The sequence below is a fragment of the Actinoplanes sp. NPDC000266 genome, assembly GCF_042899005.1.
Taxonomy (GTDB): Bacteria; Actinomycetota; Actinomycetes; order Mycobacteriales; family Micromonosporaceae; genus Actinoplanes.
On sequence record NZ_JBIAZI010000004.1, the window covers coordinates 481,518 to 505,247 of the forward strand.

General features: G+C 71.2%; 21 protein-coding genes. 12 read left to right on the top strand and 9 right to left on the bottom strand.

The annotated features are described in order from the left end of the window. Positions 1 to 178 precede the first annotated feature (178 nt). From ACFY36_RS18775 to ACFY36_RS18795, 5 genes are all read left to right on the top strand, one after another. Positions 179 to 1,960, top strand: a complete 1,782-nt coding sequence (locus ACFY36_RS18775; protein WP_499747235.1) for a S8 family serine peptidase — start codon at positions 179 to 181, stop codon at positions 1,958 to 1,960. A gap of 149 nt (positions 1,961 to 2,109) precedes the next feature. Next, positions 2,110 to 2,709, top strand: coding sequence for a sulfite oxidase-like oxidoreductase (locus ACFY36_RS18780; RefSeq protein ID WP_499747236.1), 600 nt, complete (start codon positions 2,110 to 2,112; stop codon positions 2,707 to 2,709). Further along, the gene (locus ACFY36_RS18785) at positions 2,679 to 3,437 is read left to right on the top strand and encodes a ferredoxin reductase (RefSeq protein WP_499747237.1); all 759 of its coding nucleotides are present in this window, start codon (positions 2,679 to 2,681) and stop codon (positions 3,435 to 3,437) included. Before ACFY36_RS18780 ends, ACFY36_RS18785 begins: the two co-directional genes overlap by 31 nt. Then, positions 3,434 to 3,778, top strand: coding sequence for a DUF6510 family protein (locus tag ACFY36_RS18790; protein WP_499747238.1), 345 nt, complete (start codon positions 3,434 to 3,436; stop codon positions 3,776 to 3,778). Before ACFY36_RS18785 ends, ACFY36_RS18790 begins: the two co-directional genes overlap by 4 nt. A 13-nt stretch (positions 3,779 to 3,791) precedes the next feature. Continuing rightward, positions 3,792 to 5,732 carry a UvrD-helicase domain-containing protein gene (locus ACFY36_RS18795; protein ID WP_499747239.1) on the top strand — a complete coding sequence of 647 codons (1,941 nt, stop codon included), beginning with the start codon at positions 3,792 to 3,794 and terminating at the stop codon, positions 5,730 to 5,732. Positions 5,733 to 5,838: 106 nt separating this feature from the next. On the opposite strand, the gene ACFY36_RS18800 is transcribed toward ACFY36_RS18795, so the two are convergent. Continuing rightward, positions 5,839 to 6,222 (bottom strand): hypothetical protein, encoded by a 384-nt coding sequence (locus ACFY36_RS18800; RefSeq protein ID WP_499747240.1) that lies wholly within the window; start codon positions 6,220 to 6,222, stop codon positions 5,839 to 5,841. Between the two features lie 204 nt (positions 6,223 to 6,426). Here ACFY36_RS18800 and ACFY36_RS18805 point away from each other — a divergent pair, with 204 nt between their 5' ends. From ACFY36_RS18805 to ACFY36_RS18815, 3 genes are read left to right on the top strand one after another with little or no spacing between them, the layout of a single operon-like run. Next, a complete protein-coding gene (locus ACFY36_RS18805; RefSeq protein ID WP_499747241.1) occupies positions 6,427 to 7,203 on the top strand; it encodes an SGNH/GDSL hydrolase family protein in 777 nt (258 codons plus the stop codon). Positions 7,204 to 7,261: 58 nt separating this feature from the next. Beyond that, positions 7,262 to 7,528, top strand: coding sequence for a hypothetical protein (locus ACFY36_RS18810; protein ID WP_499747242.1), 267 nt, complete (start codon positions 7,262 to 7,264; stop codon positions 7,526 to 7,528). Between the two features lie 27 nt (positions 7,529 to 7,555). After that, positions 7,556 to 8,317: a DUF427 domain-containing protein gene (locus ACFY36_RS18815; RefSeq protein ID WP_499747243.1), complete on the top strand. Its 762-nt coding sequence runs from the start codon at positions 7,556 to 7,558 to the stop codon at positions 8,315 to 8,317. On the opposite strand, the gene ACFY36_RS18820 is transcribed toward ACFY36_RS18815, so the two are convergent. Next, positions 8,314 to 9,333: a 50S ribosomal protein L11 methyltransferase gene (locus ACFY36_RS18820; protein ID WP_499747244.1), complete on the bottom strand. Its 1,020-nt coding sequence runs from the start codon at positions 9,331 to 9,333 to the stop codon at positions 8,314 to 8,316. The two genes, ACFY36_RS18815 and ACFY36_RS18820, sit on opposite strands and share 4 nt — an antisense overlap. Positions 9,334 to 9,459: 126 nt before the next feature. On the opposite strand from ACFY36_RS18820, the gene ACFY36_RS18825 reads away from it, so the two are divergent. Both ACFY36_RS18825 and ACFY36_RS18830 read left to right on the top strand, forming a co-directional pair. Next, a complete protein-coding gene (locus ACFY36_RS18825; RefSeq protein ID WP_499747245.1) occupies positions 9,460 to 11,634 on the top strand; it encodes a carbohydrate-binding protein in 2,175 nt (724 codons plus the stop codon). Between the two features lie 229 nt (positions 11,635 to 11,863). Next, positions 11,864 to 12,184 carry a hypothetical protein gene (locus ACFY36_RS18830; protein ID WP_499747246.1) on the top strand — a complete coding sequence of 107 codons (321 nt, stop codon included), beginning with the start codon at positions 11,864 to 11,866 and terminating at the stop codon, positions 12,182 to 12,184. 91 nt (positions 12,185 to 12,275) lie between these two features. Here the strand turns inward: ACFY36_RS18830 and ACFY36_RS18835 are convergent, their stop codons facing one another. From ACFY36_RS18835 to ACFY36_RS18855, 5 genes are all read right to left on the bottom strand, one after another. Next, positions 12,276 to 12,926, bottom strand: coding sequence for an HAD family hydrolase (locus ACFY36_RS18835; RefSeq protein WP_499747561.1), 651 nt, complete (start codon positions 12,924 to 12,926; stop codon positions 12,276 to 12,278). A gap of 79 nt (positions 12,927 to 13,005) precedes the next feature. Beyond that, complete coding sequence (gene tuf / locus ACFY36_RS18840; protein WP_499747247.1) at positions 13,006 to 14,196, bottom strand: elongation factor Tu; 1,191 nt, start codon at positions 14,194 to 14,196, stop codon at positions 13,006 to 13,008. A 304-nt stretch (positions 14,197 to 14,500) separates the two neighbouring features. Further along, positions 14,501 to 16,462: a serine/threonine-protein kinase gene (locus ACFY36_RS18845; protein WP_499747248.1), complete on the bottom strand. Its 1,962-nt coding sequence runs from the start codon at positions 16,460 to 16,462 to the stop codon at positions 14,501 to 14,503. A gap of 196 nt (positions 16,463 to 16,658) precedes the next feature. Then, positions 16,659 to 18,677 (bottom strand): hybrid sensor histidine kinase/response regulator, encoded by a 2,019-nt coding sequence (locus ACFY36_RS18850; protein WP_499747249.1) that lies wholly within the window; start codon positions 18,675 to 18,677, stop codon positions 16,659 to 16,661. A 238-nt stretch (positions 18,678 to 18,915) separates the two neighbouring features. Further along, the gene (locus ACFY36_RS18855) at positions 18,916 to 19,629 is read right to left on the bottom strand and encodes an SIR2 family NAD-dependent protein deacylase (protein ID WP_499747250.1); all 714 of its coding nucleotides are present in this window, start codon (positions 19,627 to 19,629) and stop codon (positions 18,916 to 18,918) included. A 135-nt stretch (positions 19,630 to 19,764) separates the two neighbouring features. Here ACFY36_RS18855 and ACFY36_RS18860 point away from each other — a divergent pair, with 135 nt between their 5' ends. After that, positions 19,765 to 20,859, top strand: coding sequence for a lytic polysaccharide monooxygenase auxiliary activity family 9 protein (locus ACFY36_RS18860; protein ID WP_499747251.1), 1,095 nt, complete (start codon positions 19,765 to 19,767; stop codon positions 20,857 to 20,859). 370 nt (positions 20,860 to 21,229) lie between these two features. Here ACFY36_RS18860 and ACFY36_RS18865 read toward each other — a convergent pair whose 3' ends face one another. Next, positions 21,230 to 22,168, bottom strand: coding sequence for a ribose-phosphate diphosphokinase (locus ACFY36_RS18865; protein ID WP_499747252.1), 939 nt, complete (start codon positions 22,166 to 22,168; stop codon positions 21,230 to 21,232). A 68-nt stretch (positions 22,169 to 22,236) separates the two neighbouring features. Here ACFY36_RS18865 and ACFY36_RS18870 point away from each other — a divergent pair, with 68 nt between their 5' ends. Beyond that, positions 22,237 to 23,079 carry an ABC transporter ATP-binding protein gene (locus tag ACFY36_RS18870; RefSeq protein ID WP_499747253.1) on the top strand — a complete coding sequence of 281 codons (843 nt, stop codon included), beginning with the start codon at positions 22,237 to 22,239 and terminating at the stop codon, positions 23,077 to 23,079. Here ACFY36_RS18870 and ACFY36_RS18875 read toward each other — a convergent pair. Beyond that, the gene (locus tag ACFY36_RS18875) at positions 23,076 to 23,729 is read right to left on the bottom strand and encodes an ABC transporter ATP-binding protein (RefSeq protein WP_499747254.1); all 654 of its coding nucleotides are present in this window, start codon (positions 23,727 to 23,729) and stop codon (positions 23,076 to 23,078) included. The two genes, ACFY36_RS18870 and ACFY36_RS18875, sit on opposite strands and share 4 nt — an antisense overlap. Position 23,730: the final 1 nt, after the last annotated feature.

Consider the following 23,730-nt stretch of genomic DNA (forward strand, 5'->3'; position numbering starts at 1 on the left):
TCGGCTTACGGCCCGCCTGGGGCGGACCCCGAACCTCCATCGTCCCAAAGAGTTGGATAAACCGGGCTAAAACGACCCGGCCCGGGTGGCGACAACGGGCTCGCAACCTCGGCAACGCTCAAGTCCCGTTCCGTACCGCCGTTGGTGGGTGCTCACCGACAACGGAGGTAGGGGCCCCATGCGGAAGCAACTGCGCAGGTACGCCGTCGGCGCGCTGGCCATCGGGGCCGTCGCGGGCGGGGCCGCGGTCGTCCTGCCCGGTGAGGCGGCGGAGGAATGGCAGCCGGCGCCGTACGGCCTGAGCGCGACCCCGGCGCAACTCCTGCCCTCGGCCGTCAGCACCCAGGAACCGGTGCGCGTCGTCAGCACCACGGTCGACAAGCAGGGCCGCCCGGTGGTGACGGTGAAGACCGCGACGAACAAGGCGGCCGCCGCGAAGCTGGTCAAGGAGGCGCAGAAGGCCGACAACGCCATCGGCGTCGAGGTGGACGCCCCGGTCGAGGCGCTGGCCGAGGACCCGTACAAATCTCAGCAGTGGGATCTTCCGAAGATCAGCACGTCGGCCGCGCAGGCCGTCACGACCGGCGCCGGCGTCGTCGTCGCGGTGATCGACTCGGGGGTGGACGCCGGGCACGCGGATCTCGCGGGGCAGGTGCTTCCGGGCATCGACTACATCACCGACACCACCGGCGCCAGCGCCGACCCGCACGGGCACGGCACCCACGTGGCCGGCACGATCGCCGCGCTCACCGGCAACGGCGCCGGGGTGGCCTCGATCGCCCCGGGCGTGAAGATCCTGCCGATCCGCACGCTCGACGCGAAGGGCCAGGGCGTCATGTCCGACACCGCCAGCGGCATCGTGTGGGCCGCCGACCACGGGGCCGACGTCATCAACATGTCCCTCGGCGGGACATCGCAGGTGTCCGCCGTGACGACCGCCATCTCGTACGCCCGCAGCAAGGGCGTCACGGTCGTCGCGGCCGCCGGAAACTCGCGGGCCCAGGGCAGCCCGACCAGCTACCCGGCGGCCGACCCCGGCGTCATCGGGGTGGCCGCGACCGACCCGGCCGACAAGGTGGCGTCCTTCTCCAACCACGGCGGCTACGTCGACGTGGCCGCGCCGGGCGTCAACATCCTCAGCACCTACCCGGCCAAGCTGGGCGGCTACACGTCCATGTCGGGCACCTCGATGGCGGCGCCGCACGTCGCCGCCGTGGCCGCGCTGCTCAAGGCGCACAACCGCAAGGTGACGCCGGATCAGGTCCAGACGGCCCTGGAGTCCTCCGCCGTCGACCTCGGCCCGGCGGGCAAGGACGCCGACTTCGGGTACGGCCGGATCGACGCGGCCGGCGCTCTGACCAAGGTCACCGGGGCCACCGCGTCACCGACCGCGACCGCGACGAGGACCGCGACCCCTTCGCCGAGCCCGACCGTGGCCAGGACGACCCCGGTGGTGACCGTCAGCCCGGCGACCAAGCAGGTGAACTACGGTGCGAACGTGAGCACGACGTTCACGGTCAAGTCGGCCAAGAAGCCACTGGCCAACACCCCCGTGCAGGTCTGCGTCACCGAGGCCGGCGGTTCCGCCGTCTGCACGGCCGCAACGACCAGTAAGAGCGGCACGGTTCCGGTCAAGCGCACCGCCACGACCGGTTACACGGTGCACGTCGTGGTCGGCGCTACCGCCACCACGGCCGAGGTCACCTCGCCGGTGGCGACCGTGACGGTGAAGGCGACGGTCAAGCTCAGCCGCGCCAAGACCTCGATGACCGTGACGATGACCGGCGTGGCCGGGCAGACCGTCGAGGTGCAGCAGCTGATCAACAAGGTGTGGACGACGGTGGGCGACTTCCCGGCCGCGGCCAAGAGCACCGTGGGCGACCTCGTCCTCAAGCAGAAGTACCGCGTCGTGGTGCCCGACACGACGGGCATCCTCGGCCTGACCAGCTCCGCGGTCTGACCTTTCGGTGAAGGGCTCCCCGTCCGCGAGAGCCCTTCGTGCATGCCGGATAAATCACCACAGAACAGTTGCGTGCGTCCGGAAACCTGTACGTGACGCTGCGTACGTCCGTCTCCCCAGGCCCTTGATCATGCGGTTTACTCAGCATCATGGCCATCATTTCCAAGGGATTCGGCGGGCGGCGGCGCGAGTCCGTCCCCGGCCTGCCGCCCGGTCAATACCTGACCCACGACTTCCCGGTGCTCTCGGCCGGGCCGACCCCGCGCATTCCGCTCGACCGGTGGCGCTTCACGATCCAGACCGAGACCGGCGACAGCAAGAGCTGGAACTGGGACGAGTTCATGGCCCTGCCGGCCGACGACTACACGGTCGACATCCACTGTGTCACCAAGTGGTCCAAGCTCGGCACGACGTGGCGCGGCGTCTCCCTCGACACTCTGATGGACCAGGTGGAGTCGGCCGCCGACTACACCATGGTGCACAGCTTCGGTGGATACACCACGAACGTCCCGATGGAGGACCTGCTCGACGGCAAGGCCTGGATCGCGTACAAATTCGACGGCGAGGATCTCGCGCCGGAACACGGTGGGCCGGCCCGGCTCGTCGTGCCCCACCTTTACTTCTGGAAATCGGCGAAATGGGTCAACGGGATCCAGCTGATGAACGAGGATGAGCCCGGCTTCTGGGAAGCGGCCGGCTATCACATGTACGGAGACCCATGGCTGGAACAGCGGTATCAGGGCGACTGACCTGGCGGGCGGCGACGCTCGCGGAGGCGCGCTGGGAGACACCGTCGGCACGCACGCTCGTGCTCGACGTCCCCGACTGGCCGGGCCACCTGCCCGGCCAGCACGTCGACGTGCGCCTCACGGCCGAGGACGGCTACCGCGCCCAGCGCAGCTACTCGATCGCGTCGGCCTGGCCCTCCTCCGGTGACGGCAAGGTCGAGCTGACCATCCAGCGCCTGGACGACGGCGAGGTCTCGCCCTATCTGACCGACGACGTGCAGGTGGGCGACCAGATCGAGCTGCGCGGCCCGGTGGGCGGCTGGTTCGTCTGGCGTTCCAGGAGCACGTCGCCGGTGACGCTGCTGGCCGGCGGCTCGGGCGTGGTGCCGCTGATGGCGATGATCCGCGCCCGCGCCGCGGCCGGGACCAAGCAGCCGTTCCGGCTGATTTATTCGGTCCGTACGCCTGAAGACGCGCTCTACGCCGACGAATTGCGCCGGCGGATGCGCGACGACGCGGGCCTCGACGTGCACTTCGTCTACACCCGCAAGACGCCCGACGGCTGGCCCACCCCGCCGAAACGTATCGACGTGGCGGCCGTGAACACGTACGGTTGGCCGCCGGACTTCGCGCCGGACTGCTACGTCTGCGGTCCCACGACGTTCGTCGAGACCGCCGCGGACATCCTGGTCGCGCTCGGCCACGAACCGCGCCGCATCCGCACCGAACGTTTCGGAGGCACGTCGTGAGCGACCGCGACGACAGCGCACCCGTCGAGGCGACGGCCCTCGACGGCAGGGCACTCGACGGCAGGGCACCCGACGGCAGCGCACTCGACGGCAACGCGATGGCCGGCGACCTGCGCGAGATCTTCGCGGTGGACGTGACGGCCGCACAGTACAAATGCGCGGGCTGCGGCCACGCCGACGCGGTCGCCACCCTGACGTTGTGGGGTGGGCCGTCCGGCGGCCGGGTGGCCCGCTGCCCACACTGCTCCGACGTCGTCGTCCGGGTGGTGCGCGCGCCCGGCCGGGTCTTCCTCGACCTGCACGGCTGCGTACGCCTCGAAGTGCCCCTGACGGACGACTGAGCCGGCCCGGCCCATGATCGGCGTGGACGGCGGCGACGAGCCGGAGAGTTTCGCGCGGCCCCCATGGGGGCCAACCGCCGCCGCCGACCGCGCCGAAGCAGCCGCCGACCGCGCCGAAGCCGCCGGCGCCGACCGGGCCGGCGATGAGCGGCCCGGCAATGGGCGGGCCAGCGCCGACCAGGCCAGCGCCGACCGCGCCGACGCCGACCAGGCCGACGCCCTCCTCGCTGAGGTGCGCCGGGGGACGATCGAGGCCGGGCCGGACTTCGTGGCGGCGATCCGGGCCGCTCAGGACGAGCTGGTGCGGGCGCCCGCCGAGAGCCTGCTCGTGATCCAGGGCGGGCCCGGCACCGGGAAGACGATCACCGCGCTGCGGCGGGTGGCATGGCTGCTCGACGACCCCGACTCGAAGCTCACCCCGGCCGATGTGCTCGTGGCGGGGCCCTCACCGGCGTACGCCCAGGAAAGCCGCACCCAGCTCGAAAGCTGGGGCCACCCCGGGGTGTCCCATCACTCGATCGCCGGACTGCTGCCGCGGGTGGCGACCGGCCGGGGCGAATCGCTGTACGTCACCCGGCTCAAGGGTGAGGCCCGCATGGCGGGGCTGCTCAGCCGCGCCCTGGAGTCGCGGGAGAAGGGCGTCCCGGCCGGCGTGAGCGCGACCGTGACCGTACGAGGGCGGGCCGTCACCCTCGACCCGGCCGCCGTCCAGCGGGTGATCGTCACCGCCCGGGCCAGCGAGGCCACCGCCGGCGACCGGCGGCGCCTGCTGCGGGCGGTCCTGGTCGCCGACAGCCCCGACCCGGCGCTCGTGCTGGAGGCGGCCGACCTGCTGGCCGAGCTGATCTGGCCGGAGTTCTCGGCCGCCACGTTCCTGAGCGACCTGTTCGCCTCCCGTGGCAAGCTGGCCGCCGCGGCCGGCGAGGAGTTCACCGACCGCGAGGTCAGCGCCCTGTACCGCCTGCCGGGCGACTTCGGCGACGCCGACCTGGCCCTGCTCGACGAGACGGAACACCTGGCCGGCATTGAGCCGGACCGCTTCGCCCACGTGGTGATCGACGAGGCGCAGGACCTCTCCCCGATGCAGTTGCGCGCGCTGTCCCGCCGCTCGGCCAACGGCTCGCTGACCGTGGTCGGCGACATGGCCCAGTCGACCGGCCCGTGGGCCCGCGACGACTGGAACGAGGTGCTGGCGCACCTGCCGTCCCCGCTGCCCCACGTGCACCGCGAGCTGCGCTTCGGCTACCGCGTCCCGCGCCAGATCTTCGACCTGGCGGCCGAGCTGCTGCCCACGGCCGCCCCTAGCGTCCAGCCGCCGACGACGGTCCGCGAAGGCCCGGCCGACCCGGTCATCGCCCCGATCGTCGACCCCACCGAACGCGCCGCCGTCGTGGTCGCCGCCGCCGCCGATCACGCGGCCGCCGACCGCTCGGTCGCCATCGTCTGCCCGCCCCGCTGCCGCGACGACATCGAGGCTCTCCTCGACCAGGAGGACCTTCCCTGGGGTACGCCTCCGAGCGCCCCCGCCATCACTGTGCTCAGCCCGCACGAGGCGAAGGGCCTGGAATTCGACGTGGCGATCGTCGTCGAGCCCGGATTCATCGTCGACGACGACCCGCGCGGGCATCGGCTGCTCTACATAGCGCTGACCCGCGCGACAGGCCACCTGCATCTGGTCGGCGCCCCTGAGGACCTGCCGGCCGACTTCACCTCGGTCTCGGCGCCACCGGCGGCCGCCCCGGAACCGCCGCCCGAACTGCTCGAGGCCGGGCCGGCTCCCGTCTCGAGCCCGCCGATCGTCTCCGCACCCCCGGTCCCCCTGGATCCGGCGGTGCGGGAACAGATCGACATGGTGGCGCACGCGCTCGCCGAGACCCTGCTGGCGAACCTCACGCCGGAGTTGTGGCCGGTCGCGCTCGACCGGCTGATCGAGCTGATCAGCCCCGAACCGTGATCAGCCCCGAACCCTGATCAGCCCCGAACCCTGATCAGCCCCGAACCCTGATCAGCCCCGAACCGTGATCAGCTCCGAACCCTGATCAGCCCCGAACCTTGATGGCTCAGCCCCGGAATCCGCTGCGCAGGCGCTGGGCCAGCGAGCCGGGAGCTCGCGGGGTCGCCGCGGCCGGGCGTGGGGCCGACGCGGGCCGTGACCGGCCGACCGGGCGGTCGTAGTCGGCGGTCGCGATGGCCTCGGTGATCTGGCCGTCGCCGAAGTTCTCCGACTCGGGGATCGAGGCCACGAAGCCGACCAGGATGCCGTTGCGCATGATCTGGGCCTCGAGGCCGGCGGTGCCGTCGTTGTCCCAGATCGCCTCGCGGCCGTCGGGGAGGACGACCCTGATGCCGTATTGCGTGATGCCCGCCTGCGGCAGCTTCACATGGGCGAAGACATTGCGCGCGCGTAGCGTTTCGACGATCCGTCGAGCCCGTTCTTCTTCCATGTGAAGAAGCTAGTGCGGCCGACTGGACGCAGCCTGAAGATCGCCTGTGGCGGCCGTGTGAATCCGCCACGAACGAATTACCTCGATGAACGCTACTCCCGCGTAACAAGAAAATCGACGCGTATCTTTTCTCGGTGGCGCGGCTTACCGTGCGGTGACCGGAGCGCTTCGGCTTCCTCTCCCCCACGGACCGGAGGCCACCCCATGAGCAGGCGACTGTTCGTCCTCGCCCTGTCCGCCGTCTTGTTGATCTTCGGAACGGCGCAAGCGGCCACCGCCGCCGAAGCCGACACCGACTACGTAGCGCTCGGCGACTCCTATTCGTCGGGCGTCGGCGCGCCCTCGCAGAGCGGCACCTGCCTGCGCAGCCCGTACGGATATCCCGCGCTCTGGGCCGCGCGCAACAACCCGGCGTCGTTCACCAACCTGACCTGCGGCGGCGCCGTCACCGGCGACGTCCGCGGCACCCAGGTGCCGGCCATACCGGCCGGCGCCGACCTGATCAGCATCACGATCGGCGGCAACGACGCCGGCTTCGCGCCGACCGTGCTGAGCTGCCAGGTCTCCAGCGACGCGGCCTGCGTGCAGACCGTGGCCGAGGCTCGGGCCGACATCACCGCGACGCTGGGCGCCAAGCTCGACGCCACGTACGCGGCGATCGCGGCCAAGGCGCCCGGCGCCCGGGTCGTCGTGCTCGGCTATCCGATCCTGTTCGACACCTCGTCGGCGTACTGCGGTCTGGCCGGGATGAGCCTGACCAAGCGCCGCGCGCTCAACGAGGGCGCCCAGGTGCTCGACGACCTGATCGCCCAGAGAGCCCAGGCCGCCGGTTTCGTCTGGTCCGACGTCCGCGACGAGTTCCAGGGCCACGGCATCTGCTCGTCGAGCCCGTACCTCAACGGCCTAACCATTCTCCCGCCACAGAACTCGTTCCACCCCAACGCCAACGGCTATCGGTACGGATATCTGCCGGCCCTCTAACTCAAGCGCACCCGGCCGGGACCTTCGCCTGAAGGCCCGGCCGGTCACTCTTGTCGCCATGGCCAACGTCTACGCCCTGCTGCTGCTCCTCGATGTCGCTCTGGTCGCGTGCGCCCTGATCGACTGCTGGAACGCCGACGAGGACAAGATCCGCCTCGCGCCGCGGGGCGCGTGGACCTTCGCCATCCTGCTGGTCTCGCCGTTCGCGGCGATCGCGTGGTTCGTCAAAGGCCGGCCCATTCCTTCGGTACGCCTGCGCGAGCGCCCCGTGATGATCGCGCCGGACGACAATCCCGAGTTCCTGGCCTCGCTCAACCGACGCTGACCTCTCCCCGGGCGTTAGCGTTTGGCCATGGGTATGACGAGTGACTATCCGCCGTCGATCACCGAGGTCAACCAGATGGAGCCCTCGCCCCGGCGGGTGCGGGCGACGCTCAACGGCCGGGTCGTGGTCGACACGACGCGGGCCGTCTATCTGTGGGAGATCCCGAGCTATCCGCAGTACTACATCCCGATCGAGGACGTCGCGGCCGACGTGATCGTCGACGAGGAGCACGAGCAGCACCTCAGCCGCGGTCGCGCCCGCCGCCTCGGGCTGCGCGCCGGCGACGTGCACCGCGAGGCGGCGGCCCGGCAGTACGTCGAGAGCAAGCTCCCCGGCCTCGAAGGCCTCGTCCGCTTCGAGTGGGACGCCCTGGACGCGTGGTTCGAGGAGGACGAGGAGATCTTCGGCCATCCGCGCTGTCCGTACCACCGGGTCGACGCCCTTCGCTCGACCCGCCACGTGCGGGTGGAGCTCGACGGTGTGGTGCTGGCCGAGTCGCATTCGCCGGTGCTGTTGTTCGAGACCGGCCTGCCGACCCGCTTCTACCTCGACCGCACCGCGCTGAACTTCGGCACCCTGAAGCACACCGGCACCAGCACGCACTGCCCGTACAAGGGCCGCACCAGCGACTACTGGAGCGTGGGTGGTGAGCCCGATCTGGCGTGGTCGTACGCGCAGCCCTTCCCGGCCGTGGCGGCGATCGCGGGCCTGGTCGCGTTCTACAACGAGAAGGTCGACACCTACGTGGACGGGCAGCTTCTCGACCGGCCGGTCACGCCCTTCTCCTAGACGTGGTGCGGGCTGCGCCACACGGTCACGCCGTCCACGGCCAGCGTGTAGTCCGGGTGCAGGCCGTCGTCGCTGGTCCGCCGGGTGAACCCGACCCGCGCGCGGCCGGCCAGCGGCGCCGGCACGTAGACGGGCGCCCACGCACGCGTGCCACCGTCCAGCGTGTCCACCTCGCGCCCGGCCGACGCGACGGCCACCCGCGTCCAGAGGAGCAGCCCTGTCGCTTTTCCACTGACCAGCTCGACTTCGACCGACATTTCGGGCGACGGTGCGGCACGGCGGCTGTCGAAGACGTCCGACTCGACGACAACCGGGGAGGAAACGAGCGCCGACGACGCCGGCCCACCGAGGCAGAGCCGCAGATCAAACGGCTCGCCCAGGCAAAGCCGCGGATCAAACGGCTCGCCCAGAGGAGGCCGCGGATCAAACGGCCCGTCACTCGACGACGGGTCCCGATGCGGGGGCCGGCCACCGGCGGCCGCGACGACCCGGTCCAGCAGCGGCCGGCACGACGGGTCGAGCGCGGGTGTCCCCACGTCGACGGCCGCGATCATCGTGCGTGCCCGAAAGGGAATCCAGGCGCAGTCGGGCGTGCAGAGCCGTTCCCGGCAATCGTTCAGGACCGGGATCGCGCCCTCCGACGACGCGATGTTCCCGAGGATCTCGGACACGCAGACCTCGGCCCGTACGGGAAGGGTCTGATCCGCGGCGAAGCCGGAAAGCACCGTTATGCGATCCGCGAATCCCGACGACTCGACGGCCGCGCGCGCCGCCGCCGCGGCCGCCGGGGAAGCCTCGATCGCGTAGACGTGCCGCGCCCCCGCCCTCGCCGCGACGAGGGCCCACAACGCATCGCGCCCGGTTCCCACGTCCAGCACGACCCGCCCGGGAGCGGCCACCCGCAGCGCCTCGGCGTACGCGCGCCACCGGGAATCCTCGGCCGCCAGCCCGTCGTAGACCGCGTCGTCGTAGACCGGGTACTCGCCCATCGAGGGGAACAGAACGAACGACCGCACCCGGCAAGCATGCGCGAAGTTCCGGATTTCCGAAGTGTTGCGCGTTAGTTAAAGACCTTAATAAACTCCGCGCCATAGACGAATGGCCATTCGTCAATGCCAGAGGACACGATGCGAGGAGAACGGGTGAACCGAACGGTGACCGCGGCGCTGGCCGTCGCGATGACGCTGGCGGTGGCGCCGCCGGCGATGGCGGGCGGTAAGCACGGCGTACAGGTGACCGGCACCTACTCGACCGGCGCCGACCACCAGTGGGAGCCGCTGCCGGGCGCGCTGGCCACCCGGACGGCCGACGCCACGGTCGTGATCGACCCGTCGCAGGAGCGGCAGCGCTACAGCGGCATCGGCTTCTCCATCGACGAGACCAGCGTCTCCAACCTGTGGAAGCTGACCCCGGCCGAGCGCGAGCGGACGATCCGCCTGCTCGCCGATCCACGCAGCGGGGCCGGCTTCGACCGGTTCCGGCTCACCATCGGCAGCCCCGACCTGATCGAGCACCTGCCGTTCTGGTCCTACGACGAGCTGCCGGCCGGTGTGACCAGCGACTTCGGCCTCAAGCACTTCTCCATCCAGCGCGACGTCGACCTGCACATGATCGACACCATCAAGCTGATCCAGAAGTACAACCCGCGGGCCACCTTCTTCGCCTCGGCATGGAGCGCCCCGGCCTGGATGAAGACCAACAACCGCTTCACCGGCGAGGTCGCTCTCAAGCCGGGCAGCACGACCGAGCACTACCAGGTCGGCAAGCTGCGTGACGACTGCATCGACGTTTTCGCCCGCTACTACGTCAAGTACGTCCAGGCGTACGCCCGGCACGGCATCAAGGTCGACGCGCTGACGCTGCTCAACGAGCCCGGCATGGATGTCGTCTATCCGGCCATGGACATCAGCGTCGAGCAGCAGCAGAAGCTCGCCGTCGCCATCAAGCGCGAGCTCGGGAGAGCGCGGCTGGGGACGCAGCTCTACGTGCACGACTTCAACTTCTGGGACTGGCGCGACCCGAACAGCACCGCCACCAAGAACTACTACCGGATCTTCAACGACCCGGCGACGCGGCGGGCGGCCGACGGCATCGCCTTCCACCCGTACTGGGGCGATCCCGCGGTGATGCGCGACGCCTACGAGGAGTTCGGCAAGCCGGTCCACATGACCGAGACCAGTGACCTCAACCCGGCCACGGTCCTCAACTACTTCCGGCTGAACGCCAGCAGTTACACCCTCTGGGCGCAGGCCACCGACCAGACCGGCGGCACCCTGCACTGGACCGACAAGCGCGACAACAACGTCGACTGGGAGGAGATCGGCCGCACCACCAAGTGGCCCGATCGCCTGGTCAAGGTCAACACCGAGACCAGGACCGCGTCCGTACGGGACGAGCTCTACCCGCTGGGCCAGTTCGCCCGCTATCTGTCCCCCGATGACGTCCGGGTCGAGTCGAGCGCCGCGTCGGCCGGCGTCAGCAACGTCGTCTACCGCGACGGCGACCGGTTCACCGCGATCCTGGCCAACGGCAACACCGAGGCTTCGGATGTACGGATCGTGCTCGCCGGCCAGGATTTCGTCGTCACGGTGCCCGCGGGGGCGTACGCGACGTACCGCTGGAAAGCCGATGTCCCCGGCAGTCACCGCAACCACGCACCGGTCCTGAAAGACGTGCCGGAGCTGACGGCCGACCAGTACGCGACCACGCTGTTCCGCCTGTCGGCGACCGACCGTGACCGCGACCGTCTCGCCTTCTACGCCACCGACCTGCCGGCCGGCGTCTCCCTCGACGCGGCCACCGGAGTCGTGACGCTCAAGCCGACCGTGGCCGGCACTCAGCGGCTCACGTTCCATGTGACCGACGGCGCCGCCCGCGACACGGTGACGGTCGCGCTGACCGTGGTCCCGCGCGGCGCTCCGATCGGCGTGCGGGTGGAGGCCGAGTCGTACGCGGCTCAGCAGGGCTGGACCGAGGGCGTCAACTTCGTCGAGAGCAACGCCTCGGCCAGCGGCGGCAAGAACATCGGCTGGACGGCTCCCGGCAACTGGCTCAGCTACCGCGCCGACGTGGCGCAGCCGGGCACGTACGACCTGGAGCTGCGTGTGGCCAACGGCACCGGCGCCGAAGCCCCCGGCGCGATCTCGTTCCGCGACGCCTCAGGCGCCAAGCTGGGCACCGTCTCCGTTCCGGCCACCGGCGGCTGGGCCACCTATCAGTCGGTCCACGTGCCGGTGACCCTGGCCGCCGGGGACCAGCTGGTGACGCTCTACTGCGAGACCGGCGGCTTCAACCTCGATTACCTCCGGCTGAGCTGAGCCTCCTTGCCCGCCCGGCGCTGACGGGCCACGGTGGTGGTCATGATTCTCGTGACCACCACCGGCAAGGTCGGATCGCGGACAGCACGATTGCTGGCCGATTCGGGTCAACAGGTCCGCGTCGTCTCCCGCCGGCCCGAGGCACGCCTCGCCCGACTCCCCGATCGCCCGCCGGCGCGACCACTACGGCATCGAGCAGGCGCTGACGGCCTCCGGGCTGCCGTACACGTTGCTGCGGGCCAACGCCTACATGCAGAACCTGCTCATGCTGGCGCCGGTGATCGCGGCCCGGTCGGCGTTCGCCTCACCCGCCGCCGACGGGCGCGTGGGGATGGTCGACGCGCGCGACGTCGCCGAGGTGGCGGCCACAGTCGCCGCGGCGCCGGCCGGTCACGCCGGCGCGACGTACCGCCTCACCGGGCCCGCGTCGCTGTCCTACGACGACGTGGCGGCCCACCTGCCGGAGCTCACCGGCCGCCCGGCCCGCACCTTCACCCAGTTCGCCACCGACCACATCGACCTTCTCGGCTGCGCGCCAGACCGCGCGTAGCGGCGCGACAAGCCGAACCGCGCGTAGCGGCGCGACAAGCCGAACCACCCACAGCGGTGGAACGAGCCGAATCACCCACAGCCGCGGGGCGTCAGCCGTCCTGGCCGTGGTCGGGCCCGCCACCGGCTGCGGCTTCGACGACGGCGCCGGCCCGGAGCCGCTGCCACGGCGGTGGCACGCGGACGGCGGCCATCCCGGCTGCGGCGGCCGCCCGCAGGCCCAGGTCGGCGTCCTCGAAGACCACGCAGCGCTCGGGTGCGACACCGAGGGCCCCGGCCGCGGCCAGGAAGCACTCCGGGTCGGGTTTTCCGTTGAGATATTCGCCGGCGCAGACCATGACGTCGAAGCGGTCGAGCAGGCCGAGCGCGGTCAGCGAGGCGGTGACCGACTCGCGGCTGCTGCCGGAGACGACGGCGAAGGGCACTCGGCCGTACGCGTTCTCGATGTGCTCCAGTACCTCGGGCACCGCGGCGACGCCGGGCAGCAGCTCCTGGAAGATCTGCTCGCGGCGGTCGTTCACGAGCTCGACCGGCATGGACAGGCCCTGCTCGGCGTTCAGGGTCTCGATCACGGCGATCGGGGTGCGGCCGCCCCAGGCGTAGAACGTCTCCTCGGAGAACTTCGCACCCCACTCGGCCAGCGCCCGCTGCCAGGCCACGTAGTGCAGCGGCATCGAGTCGGCGATCGTGCCGTCGCAGTCGAACAGGTACGCGTCGAACTCGCCCTCGGGCAGCGGCAACATCACCCGGCAACGATAGACGGCCCCGGCCTTTTCACAGGCCGGGGCCGTCGTCTCTCCATCAAGCAGGGGCCGTCCCGGCTCAGTCGAGCAGGGCCGTCACGGTGCCGGCGGCGACCGTGCGGTTGCCCTCACGGACCGCGAAGCCGAGCCCCACCTCGAGCGCGACCGGCTTGCCCAGGGTCACCGTGACCTTGTCCAGCGTGTCGCCGGGCATGACCAGGTCACGGTCGCCGAGGTCGAGCCCGCCGGACACGTCCGTGGTGTGGAAGTAGAACTGCGGCCGGTAGTTCGTCTCGAACGGCGTGTGCCGGCCACCCTCCTCCTTCGTCAGGGCGTACATCCGGGCCTCGAAGACCCGGTGCGGCGTCACCGAACCCGGCGCCGCCACCACCTGCCCGCGCTGCACCTGCTCGCGCTTGATGCCGCGCAGCAGGATCGCCGCGTTGTCGCCGGCCTCGGCCGACGCCAGCGACTTGCCGAACGTCTCCATCCCGGTGGCCACGCTCGCCACCGTCGGGCCCAGGCCCACGACCTCGACCGGCTCGCCCACGCGCAGGGTGCCGCGCTCGATCTTGCCGGTGACGACCGTGCCGCGACCGCTGATCGTCAGCACGTTCTCGATCGGCATCAGGAACGGCTCGCCGAGCTCGCGCTCGGGCACCGGCACGTAGTCGTCGACCGCGTCCAGCAGCTCGCCGATCGAGGCCACCCAGCGCGGGTCGCCCTCGAGCGCCTTCAGCGCGCTCACGCGCACCACCGGCACCTCGTCGCCCGGGAAGCCGTACTCGGACAGCAGCTCCCGCACCTCGAGCTCGACCAGGTCGAGCAGCTCCGGGTCGTCGACGGCGTCGCTCTTGTTGAGCGCCACCACCAGATAGGGCACGCCGACCCGCTGGGCCAGCAGCACGTGCTCGCGGGTCTGCGGCATCGAGCCGTCCTGGGCGCTCACGACGAGGATCGCCCCGTCCACCTGGGCCGCCCCCGTGATCATGTTCTTCACGTAGTCGGCGTGGCCGGGCATGTCGACGTGCGCGTAGTGCCGGTTCGGCGTCTCGTACTCGACGTGCGCGATGGTGATGGTGATGCCGCGGGCGGCCTCCTCCGGGGCCTTGTCGATGCCCTCGAACGCCACGTACCGGTTGGTTGCCGGGTCGCGGTCGGCGAGGACCTTCGTGATGGCGGCCGTCAGGGTCGTCTTCCCGTGGTCGACGTGACCCATCGTGCCGATGTTGACGTGCGGCTTCGTACGGATGAACTGGCTCTTCGCCATGGTTTGATCAAATCCTCACTGGATGCGAGGCAAGAACGGGGTGCTCGCTCCGCTTGCCGGGCGGAGCGGGCCAGAACCGCGCAGGGTCGAACCACCCTTCCCCCGCGGTTCTGCTGCTGTCGGGGAAGGGTCAGATTCGGGTATCGGCGCCGCTCGCGAAACGAACGCGCGCGGGAGCCGCCACTGCGGGCAGCTGCATACCGGGCGCGAACATGCGGATCACGGTAGGCCGGAACGCGGAACCCCGCGAGCTAATTCCCGGCCGCTCTCATCACCCTCACCACCCTCACCACCGTCACCACCCTCACCACTCGAAGGTGGAGCCCTTCGCGGTGTTGGCCAGGGTGCGGCCGTCGCGCTCGTAGCGGTAGGAGACGACGACGGTGTAGCTGTGCCCGCGGGCGGGCTGGGCGCCGGCCGGGCCGCAGCTGCGGGTGGCGGCGTCGCCGTCGAAGGTCAGGCCGTCGCACGTCTTCGGCCCGGCCACGGTGCGGCCGGAGCCGGCGTCGCGCAGCGAGACGGAGATGCTGCCCCGGCCGCCACCGCCGGGCGCGGTCAGCGAGGCCTGATAGCGGATGTCGCGGCCGAGCATCTGGCACGGCTTGACGCCGAGGCCGGTCCGGTTGCGGAAGTCGATGGCGAAGGACTGGGTGCAGTTCCAGGGCCCGTACGGCTTGGCCTCGGGTTGCGGCGAGCGGGCCGGTTGCGCCTTGCGCGTGGTCACGGGCTTCGGGCGTACGGCCGCGGGGGTCGCCGAAGTCACGACGGCCGGAACGCCCGGACGGACCCGGGGAACGCTCCTGGCCGGGGTCGTCGCCGCGGCCGGCGGGGGAGCGTCGCGGGTGGCCGACCTGCGCTGGGGCTGATGCTGTTGCTGGCGCTGGGTCGCGGGAACGGTGATGACCTGCGGCGCGGCCAGGTCCTGGGTCTCGCCGTCGGCCCGGCCGATGTGCCACGCGGTGGTGACCACGGCCGAGACGGCCATCGCGCCGGCCACCATCGACAGGGTCGCGCCGGGGCGGGCCCAGCGCCAGCTCGGCACGGCGTTGCGGCGCTGTTCGCGGCGGGGCTTGGGAACGATCGACCGCGGCGGCGCCGCGACCTCGGGCGCGGGCTCCACGATCGGCTTCCCGCTCCCGGCCGGGCCGTAGCCTGCGGCCCGCGAGTCGCCACCGGCCCGCGAGTCGCCACCGGCCCGCGAGTCGCCGCCGGCCCGCGAACGGTCCCTGACCCGCCAGTGGCCGCCGGCGCGTGACCGGCCGCCGGCCCGCAAATGGTCGCCAGCCCGCGAATCATCCCCGGCCAGTGACCGGCCCCCGGCCCGTGACCGGCCGCCGGCCTGGCTCTCGGCCGGTGGCGCCAGCGCGGGCACCCCGCTGAGCTGGGCGGACAGGTCGGAAAGCTCGGCCACCAACTCGGCTGCGGTCGGCCGCAGGCGCGGCTTCTGCTCCATGCACGCCGTGATCACGTCCCAGAGCTCGTCCGGGATGCCGGGCCGGCGCTCGGGCGCGCCCTCGAGGTGCAGGCGCATGAGGTCGGGGATCGAGTCGCTGCGGTACGGCGGGTGGCCGCTGACCAGCTCGTAGAGGAGCACGCCGAACGCGTACACGTCGGTCGCGGGGCTGGCCGTCGACCCGCGGAACGCCTCCGGCGCCATGTAGTGCGGCGTGCCGAAGACGGAGCTGGGCGTGGTCATGCTCGGGGTGTTCAGGATGCGGGCCACGCCGAAGTCGGTGAGCCGGGTCTCGGGCGGCCCGTCGCCGGTGTCGAGCAGGATGTTGTCCGGTTTGAGGTCGCGGTGCACCACGCCGAGCTCGTGCGCCTCGGCCAGGGCGGCGGCGACCTGCGCGGTGAGCCGGGCCGCCTCGCCGGGCGCGATGGTGTGCTCGGCCCGCAGCAGGTCGCGCAGGTTTCCGCCGGCCACGAGGTCCATCACGAGGCCGAGGGTCTCGCCGACGCTGAACAGGTCGCGCACCCGCACGACGTTGCGGTGCCGCAGCATCCGCAGGATCGTGCGCTCCTGCACGAACCGGGTGACCAGCTTGGGCTGGCGCAGCAGGCTCTCGTGCAGCAGCTTCACCGCGACCGACTCGCCGGACGCGCGGTCCAGGGCCTCCCAGACGGTGCCGGTGGCGCCCTGGCCGATCGGGCGTTGCAGCACGTACGAACTGCCGACGCACCGCCCACTCAGGTCCATGGTCGACGTGCCGTCCGCTTCGGCGCGGCCTGCGCGGTTCGTCCGATCCCTCGTGCGATCCTGGGTCACTCGGCGTCCTTCCCCATCCAACGGCCCCGCACGCCGCCGAGAAGGCGGCGCGCCAAGTCGTACAGACCCGGAATATTGCTGTTTGTCCGGATCGGATGGCAAGCCCTGGCGCCCGAGTTCGCACCTTTGGTAGGAGTCCCGGAAATCGCGTTACCCGGCCGGACCGGGTTCGTTCGTCAGGGCGGAAGGGCAGCCGTCAGGCCTTCGTCGGCTGTGGACCGCAGAGCGTGCGGATCGCGCCCAGCAACGTCGAGCGGGTGAACGGCTTCTCGATCAGCATGCTGTTGTCGTCGAGGTGCAGCTGCGGGCCCAGCGACGCCGCCGTGTAGCCCGACATGAACAGCACCGGCAGGTCCGGGCGGTGCGTGCGCAGCGCCGAGGCCAGCTCCGGCCCGGTCATCGTCGGCATCACCACGTCGGTGATCAGCAGGTCCGGGTGGGCGCCGCCGGCCACCTGGGTGACCGCCTGCAGAGCGTCGGTGGCGACCGTGATCGCGTAGCCGGCCGGCTCGATGAGCCGCTGCACGAGCTGGGCCACCTCGGGCTGGTCCTCGACGATCAGCACCCGGCCGATGACCGAGGGCGCGCCCTGACGGCCCTCGGCCGAGGCCGGCTTCTCCTCGGCCGCCGGCAGGTAGAGGTGCACGGTCGTGCCCATCCGGGGCGCCGACTCCAGCTCGATGTGACCGCCCAGGCCCTGCACGATGCCGGCCGTGGTGGCCAGGCCCAGGCCGGCCGCGGTCGGGCGGGTCGTGAAGAACGGCTCCAGCGCCCGCTTGCGCACCTCCTCGGTCATGCCCACGCCCGTGTCGGTGATGACCATGTGCACGAGCCGGCCCGGCGGGATGCCCTCGTCGCGGGCCTTCTCCGCCTCCACCAGCTCGTTCATCGCGGCCACCCGCAGCATGCCGCCGTGCAGCATGGCGTCGCGGGCGTTCGCGGCCAGGTTGACCAGCGCCTGCTCCAGGGGGCCGCGCTCCGCCCGTACGGGCCAGACGTCCGGCCCGAAAGCGAGGTCGAGGCCGATGTGCTCGCCGAGCGTGCGGCTGAACAGCGACTGGACGTCGGTGAGCAGGTCGGGGATCGGGATGATCTCGGGACGGTTGCCCTCGCTGCGGCCGAATGCCAGCAGCTGGTGGGTGAGCGTGCGGCCGGTGCCGACCGCCTCGAGGATGTCGGCCGCCAGCTTGTGCGTCGGGTGTTCCTCGGGCGTGGTCGATGTGATCATCTCGGCCGAGCCACCGACAACGGTCAGCAGGTTGTTGAAGTCGTGCGAGATACCGCCGATGAGCTGGCCCAGGCTGTCGAGCCGGCGCAGGTGGTCGAGCTGGCGCTTGAGGCCGCGGGCGTCGATGTGGTCGGTGGTGTCGGTGACCATGAGGACCACGCCGTTGAAGGTGCCGTGGTCGTCGGTCAGCGGCATCATGCTCATCCGCACGCTGCGCTGCGAGCCGTCGGCGCGCATGAGCCGGGTCGCGCCCACCGTCGAGCGGCCCTGCATGCACTCGTTGATGCGCCGGTTGAGCTCCTTCTGCCCCTGGTCGTTGAGGAAGCCGCGCAGCGACACCCCGACCAGCTGCGAGCGGGGCATGCCGAGGACCACGCCGATCGGTTCGTTGGCGTACGTGATGACGCCGTCATGATCGAGCTGGAGCACCCCTTCGGGGATCGTCTCCAGGACCCGGCGGTAGCGCTCCTCGCTGGCACGCAGCCGCTCCAGGGCGCGGGCGCTCGAACTGGCCAGGGCCAGCTCACCGGCGATGTCGCGGGCGAGCTCGACCTCGGCCGTCGAATAGAACGAGCCGTTCGCCTCCCGGGTCAGAACCAGATATCCGGCGTACGTGTTGTCGACGATCACCGGGCAGAGGACCGCCGCGTGGATCTCGTGCTCCTCGCCGGCCAGGGGCTCGACGCCGTCGCCGGCCAGCACGATCGGGCGGCGGCTGGCCGCCATCGCGGTCGAGAAGTCGTCGTCCGGGAGCTGGTCGACGTGGTCGAGCACCCGCGACAACGAGGCCGACCGCTGCTCGTCGATGTGGTGGTACGTGATGCCGTCGTACCGGCCGTCGTCGCGCAGCAGTTGAACGCCCGCGCCGTCGCCGATCATGTCGGCGGCCGCGCGGGCGGCCGTGGACTGCACCGCGGCCGGATCGTGCGAGACCCGGCTGAGCGCCAGGGCCAGGTCGGCGAGCGCGTACCGGAGGGGGTAAGCCATGACACCCATGACGACATGATCCGCGCCTTAAGGGGGGCTTGGTGGCGGTTCGCCAGGTTTTTACCCTGTGGCTTACCTGAAGATCACGGCTTACCTGAAGATCGCGGTTTCCGTGAAGATCACGGCTGCCTGAAGATCGCGGTTCCGTGGAGATCACGGCTGCCTGAGGATCACGGCCGCCTGAGGATCACGGCCGCCTGAGGATCACGGCCGCCTGAGGATCACGGCCGCCTGAGGATCACGGCCGCCTGAGGATCGCGGCTTCCTTGAGGATCGCGGGCAGCAGCGTGGCCGCCGTGCCCCGCAGGTTGACCGTGGCCACCTCGTCGAGCGGCGTCGGCTGCGGGTTGACCTGGACGACGGCGGCGCCGTTCATGGCGGCCACGTGCGGGATCTCGGCCGCCGGGTAGACCAGCCCCGACGTGCCCACGGTGATCAGCAGGTCGCACGTCGACGCGGCCTCGACCGCCCTTTTCAGGGCGCCGGCCGGCAGCTGCTCGCCGAACCAGACGACACCGGGCCGGGACCGGCCGCCGCACGCGGCGCAGACCGGGCCGTCCGTCGCGAGCCCGCAGGCGAAGCAGCGCGGGGCGAACAGGCTGCCGTGCAGGTGGACCGGGTCCGGCGAGCCGGCCCGCTCGTGCAGGTCGTCCACGTTCTGGGTGATCAAAGTGCCGCCGATGGCCGCGACCGCCTCGTGGCCCGCGTTGGGCGCCGCCTGCTCGACGGCGGCGCGGCGCCACTCGTACCAGCTCCAGACCAGCTCCGGGTCCTTCTCGAAGGCTTCCGGGGTGGCCAGCTCCTCGGGGCTGAAGCGCGCCCAGAGCCCGGTCAGCGAGTCACGGAAGGTGGGAATGCCACTCTCGGCCGACATGCCGGCGCCGGTGAAGACGACGACCCGCTCGGCGTCGGCGTCGGCGAGCAGGCGGGCGGCGGCGCGCACGGATTCCATGCGGTTATTTGTACCCGGTGGTGCGTATTGACATTAATCGATTCAACAGTCAGGGTGGGTCCACGCGCCGGCACCTCCCGCGGAGACAGAGGGCAGTCATCCGCCAGTTCCGAGACACCGCGGAGCACAGCCCTCATGCGTACGAAATCCTTGATAGTCAGCGCGATAGCCGGCGTCCTCGTCGCCGCCGTCGCCCTCCTCGCCCCTTCCAGTCCCGCGTCGGCCCACGGCAACGTGACCGGGCCCGCGTCGCGCAACTACGGCTGCTACGAACGGTGGGGCAGCAAGTTCCAGGACCCGACCATGGCCACCCTCGACCCGATGTGCTGGCAGGCGTGGCAGGCCAACCCGAACGCCATGTGGAACTGGAACGGCCTGTTCCGCGAGGGCGTGGCCGGCAACCACCAGGCGGCGATCCCCGACGGTCAGCTGTGCAGCGCCGGCCACACCGAGAGCGGTCGCTACAACGCGATGGACGCCATCGGCAACTGGCAGGCGACGAACATCGGCAATTCCTTCGACGTACGCCTCTTCGACGGCGCCCGCCACGGCGCCGACTACATCTGGGTGTACGTCACCAAGCCCGGCTTCAACCCGACCACACAGGCCCTGAAATGGTCCGACCTGGAGAAGGTGGCCGAGATCGGCGACACCCCGGCCGCACAGTGGCCGGAGCAGCTGAGCAACGGAGTGGCGATCAGCGCGCCGGTACGCCTCTCGGGCCGCAGCGGCCGGGCCATGGTCTACACGATCTGGCAGGCCAGCCACTTGGACCAGTCCTACTACTTCTGCAGCGACGTCAACTTCGGCGGCACCACGAACCCGACGACCCCGCCGCCGACCACCCCGCCGCCCACAACTCCGCCGCCCAAAACCCCGCCCGTGACGACTCCGCCGCCCACGACCCCGCCGGTCACCACTCCCCCGCCCGCGACGGGCGCCTGCTCGGCCACGTACTCGGTGAGCAGCCAGTGGCAGGGCGGCTATCAGGGCTCGGTGACGGTGACGGCCGGCGCGGCCGCGATCAGCGGCTGGCGGGTGACTCTGACCTACCCGTCCGCGGTCTCGGTGCAGCAGGGCTGGAACGCGACGGTCAGCGCCAGCGGCTCGACCCTGACGGCAACGAACGCCTCCTACAACGGCTCAGTGGCCGCGGGCGCTTCCACGTCGTTCGGCTTCATCAATTCAGGCACCCCGGCAACCCCCACGGCATCCTGCAGCACCGCCTGACACCCGAAGCCGACGGCACCGCCTGACACCCGACGCCAACGGCACCGCCTGACACCCGACGCCAACGGCACCCGACGGCAACGCCTGACACCCCACCCCGACGGCGCCCGACGGGGCCGTCTGACGCTCGCACTCCCGGGACGCCCGCGCCGCAGCACCTAGCGCTGGACCGCCCAGGGAGTTACATTCATCAATGGGAGCGCTCCCAGCAACTTCAAGCAACCACCACGGCGAAAGGAGCTGAGCCCGACCCGGCGGATGAAACTGTGCTCGCGGGGGGACGGAGTCTTGCCCTCCCCGTCCCCCTCCATCCTCGCGCTCACGCGAACAGCACGCTCACGCGAACAGCACGCTCACGCGAACAGCACGCTCACGCGAACAGCGCGCTCACCGACTCGCCGTTGTGAATCCGGCGCATCGCCTCGGCCAGCGCCGGCGCCACCGACAGAATCGTCAGCTTGTCGGTGCGGCCGGCGACCGGAATCGGCACCGTGTTCGTGCAGACGATCTCCTCGACGTCTTTCTCGGCCGAGAGACGCTGCACCGCGTCAGCCGCGAACAACCCGTGCGTGCACGCCACCCGCACGCTGTTCACGTCCCGCTCGCGCAGCCTGTCCAACAGCTCGAAGACCGTGCTGCCCTTGGCGATCTCGTCGTCCAGCACGATCACGTCCTTGCCGGCCACGTCGCCGATCACCGTGCTGATCACGACCTTGTCGTCGGCGTACCGCTGCTTCGCCCCGGCCGCCACCCCCACCCCGAGCAGGCGCGCGAACGCCGCCGCCTCCTTCGCGTTGCCCAGGTCGGGTGAGACCACCACGGTGTTGCTGAGGTCGTACCCCCGGAAATGGTCCGCCAGCTCCCGCAGCGCGTGCAGATGATCGACCGGAATGCTGAAAAAGCCGTGCACCTGCGGCGAGTGCAGCGTCATGGCCAGCACCCGGTTCGCGCCGGCCGTCGTCAGCAGGTCGGCCACCAGCCGGCCGCCGATCGAGATGCGCGGCGCGTCCTTCTTGTCGCTGCGGGCGTACGCGTAATGCGGCATCACCACCGTGATCCGCCCGGCCGAGGCGCCGCGGGCCGCGTCCAGCATGAACAGCAGCTCGACCAGGTTCTCCTGGGTCGGCGGCACCAGCGGCTGGATGAGGAAGACGTCCCGCTCGCGGCAGTTGCCCTGCAACTGCACCTCGATGGCGTCGTTGGCGAACCTCGATGTCTTGGTCGGCAGCAGCGGAACGCCGAGGTGGTCACAGATCTCGGCGGCGAGCTCGGTATGGGCTGATCCGGAGAAAACGGCGATGTCACGCACGCGCACACCCTAGAATGCGGCCGCGTAGCGGGTCGTCACCAGGCCGCACCCTTCGCTAGCGTGTGCCCATGAACGGACTCGCCGTGGCCTGCCGCCGCGTGGTGCACATCTATCGGGCCGAGGCCGGCGACGTGGTCGCCCTGGCCGGCGTCGACCTCTCCATCGCGCCGGGCGAGACCATCGCCCTGGTCGGGCCGTCCGGCTCCGGCAAGTCCACGCTGATCGCCTTGCTGGCCGGCCTCATGCGCCCTTCGGCGGGCCGGATCAACATCGGGACGTACGACATGGGCAAGCTCTCCGACAGCGAGGTGAGCCGCCTGCGCGGCACCGAGATCGGCGTGGTCTTGCAGGGCGCCGCCCGCAACCTGTTGCCGTACGCGTCGCTGCATCGCAACATCTGGCTCGCCCAGCGCCGCGCCGCGCACACCCGCGGCATCACGCTCGACGACCCCGACCGCATCCTCGACCTGGTCGGCCTGCCCGGCCAGGGCCGGCAGCGCCTGTCCGACCTGACGCCGGGCGGACGGCAGCGGGCCGCCCTGGCCGTCGGCATCGCCACCGGCCCCGGCCTGCTGCTGGTCGACGAGCCGACGAGCCGTCTCGACACGGCCGGCCGCGACGAGGTGCTGGCCGCCATGGAGACGGTGAACGCCGAACGCCAGACCACGATCGTCGTGGTCACCCACGACAACGAGGTCGGCGCCCGCCTGGGCCGGGCCGTGACGATCCGCGACGGCCGGGTCGGCGCCGAGGGCCGCGACGGCCAGGACTTCGCCGTGGTCGCGGGCGACGGCACGGTCCAGTTGCCGCCCGAGGTCCTGGGCAGTTATCCGCCCGGCACCCTCTTCACGGTCCAGCACATCGACGGCGAGGTGACTCTCGTGCCGGGCGGCACCGAGCACGTGGTCTAGGGCCGGGCCCAGACCGCCTCGCCGTCGGCCAGATGAAGCTCGCGGTCGCACGCGGCCGCCGCTTCCGGGTCGTGGGTCGCGAAGACCACGGCCACGCCGCGGGCCGCCTCCGCCTTCAGCAGCTCGATCACGCGCTGCCGGTTGGCCGCGTCGAGCTCGCTGGTGATCTCGTCGGCCAGCAGGACGTCGCCGCGCAGGGCCAGCCCCCGGGCGATCGCCGTCCGCTGCTGCTGACCTCCGGACAGCTCCTCGATGAGCTGGTTGGCCTGGGCCGACAGCCCGAGCGGCTCCAGCGACTCGGCCGTGCGGCGGCGGGCCTCGGCCGGGGTGCCGCCGGTGGCGATCACGGCCACCGAGATGTTCTCGGCCGCGGTCAGGATCGCCGCCAGCCCGTTGTCCTGCGGGATCAGCACGATGCCGAGCTTCACCGCCTGGTCGCGGTCGGTGACCTTCTCGCCGTCGGCCAGCACCAGGCCGGTCACCGGCGGCAGCAGTCCGGCCATCGCGCTGAGCAGCGTCGTCTTGCCCGCGCCGGAGGTGCCGGTGACGGCCAGGATCTCGCCGGGGCCGGCCTGCACGGTGACGCCGCGCAGCACGGGCGCGTCATTTCCCCAGGCGATGTCCGCCTCTTCCACCCGGAGCGTCGTCATC

Coding starts and splice junctions, on each gene's coding strand:
- ACFY36_RS18780 (WP_499747236.1), top strand. CDS start 2,110: ATGGCCATCATTTCCAAGGGATTCGGCGGGCGGCGGCGCGAGTCCGTC.
- ACFY36_RS18795 (WP_499747239.1), top strand. CDS start 3,792: ATGATCGGCGTGGACGGCGGCGACGAGCCGGAGAGTTTCGCGCGGCCC.
- ACFY36_RS18835 (WP_499747561.1), bottom strand. CDS start 12,926: ATGTTGCCGCTGCCCGAGGGCGAGTTCGACGCGTACCTGTTCGACTGC.
- ACFY36_RS18850 (WP_499747249.1), bottom strand. CDS start 18,677: ATGGCTTACCCCCTCCGGTACGCGCTCGCCGACCTGGCCCTGGCGCTC.
- ACFY36_RS18875 (WP_499747254.1), bottom strand. CDS start 23,729: ATGACGACGCTCCGGGTGGAAGAGGCGGACATCGCCTGGGGAAATGAC.
- ACFY36_RS18785 (WP_499747237.1), top strand. CDS start 2,679: ATGGCTGGAACAGCGGTATCAGGGCGACTGACCTGGCGGGCGGCGACG.
- ACFY36_RS18810 (WP_499747242.1), top strand. CDS start 7,262: ATGGCCAACGTCTACGCCCTGCTGCTGCTCCTCGATGTCGCTCTGGTC.
- ACFY36_RS18775 (WP_499747235.1), top strand. CDS start 179: ATGCGGAAGCAACTGCGCAGGTACGCCGTCGGCGCGCTGGCCATCGGG.
- ACFY36_RS18805 (WP_499747241.1), top strand. CDS start 6,427: ATGAGCAGGCGACTGTTCGTCCTCGCCCTGTCCGCCGTCTTGTTGATC.
- ACFY36_RS18870 (WP_499747253.1), top strand. CDS start 22,237: ATGAACGGACTCGCCGTGGCCTGCCGCCGCGTGGTGCACATCTATCGG.
- ACFY36_RS18815 (WP_499747243.1), top strand. CDS start 7,556: ATGGGTATGACGAGTGACTATCCGCCGTCGATCACCGAGGTCAACCAG.
- ACFY36_RS18800 (WP_499747240.1), bottom strand. CDS start 6,222: ATGGAAGAAGAACGGGCTCGACGGATCGTCGAAACGCTACGCGCGCGC.
- ACFY36_RS18855 (WP_499747250.1), bottom strand. CDS start 19,629: ATGGAATCCGTGCGCGCCGCCGCCCGCCTGCTCGCCGACGCCGACGCC.
- tuf (WP_499747247.1), bottom strand. CDS start 14,196: ATGGCGAAGAGCCAGTTCATCCGTACGAAGCCGCACGTCAACATCGGC.
- ACFY36_RS18860 (WP_499747251.1), top strand. CDS start 19,765: ATGCGTACGAAATCCTTGATAGTCAGCGCGATAGCCGGCGTCCTCGTC.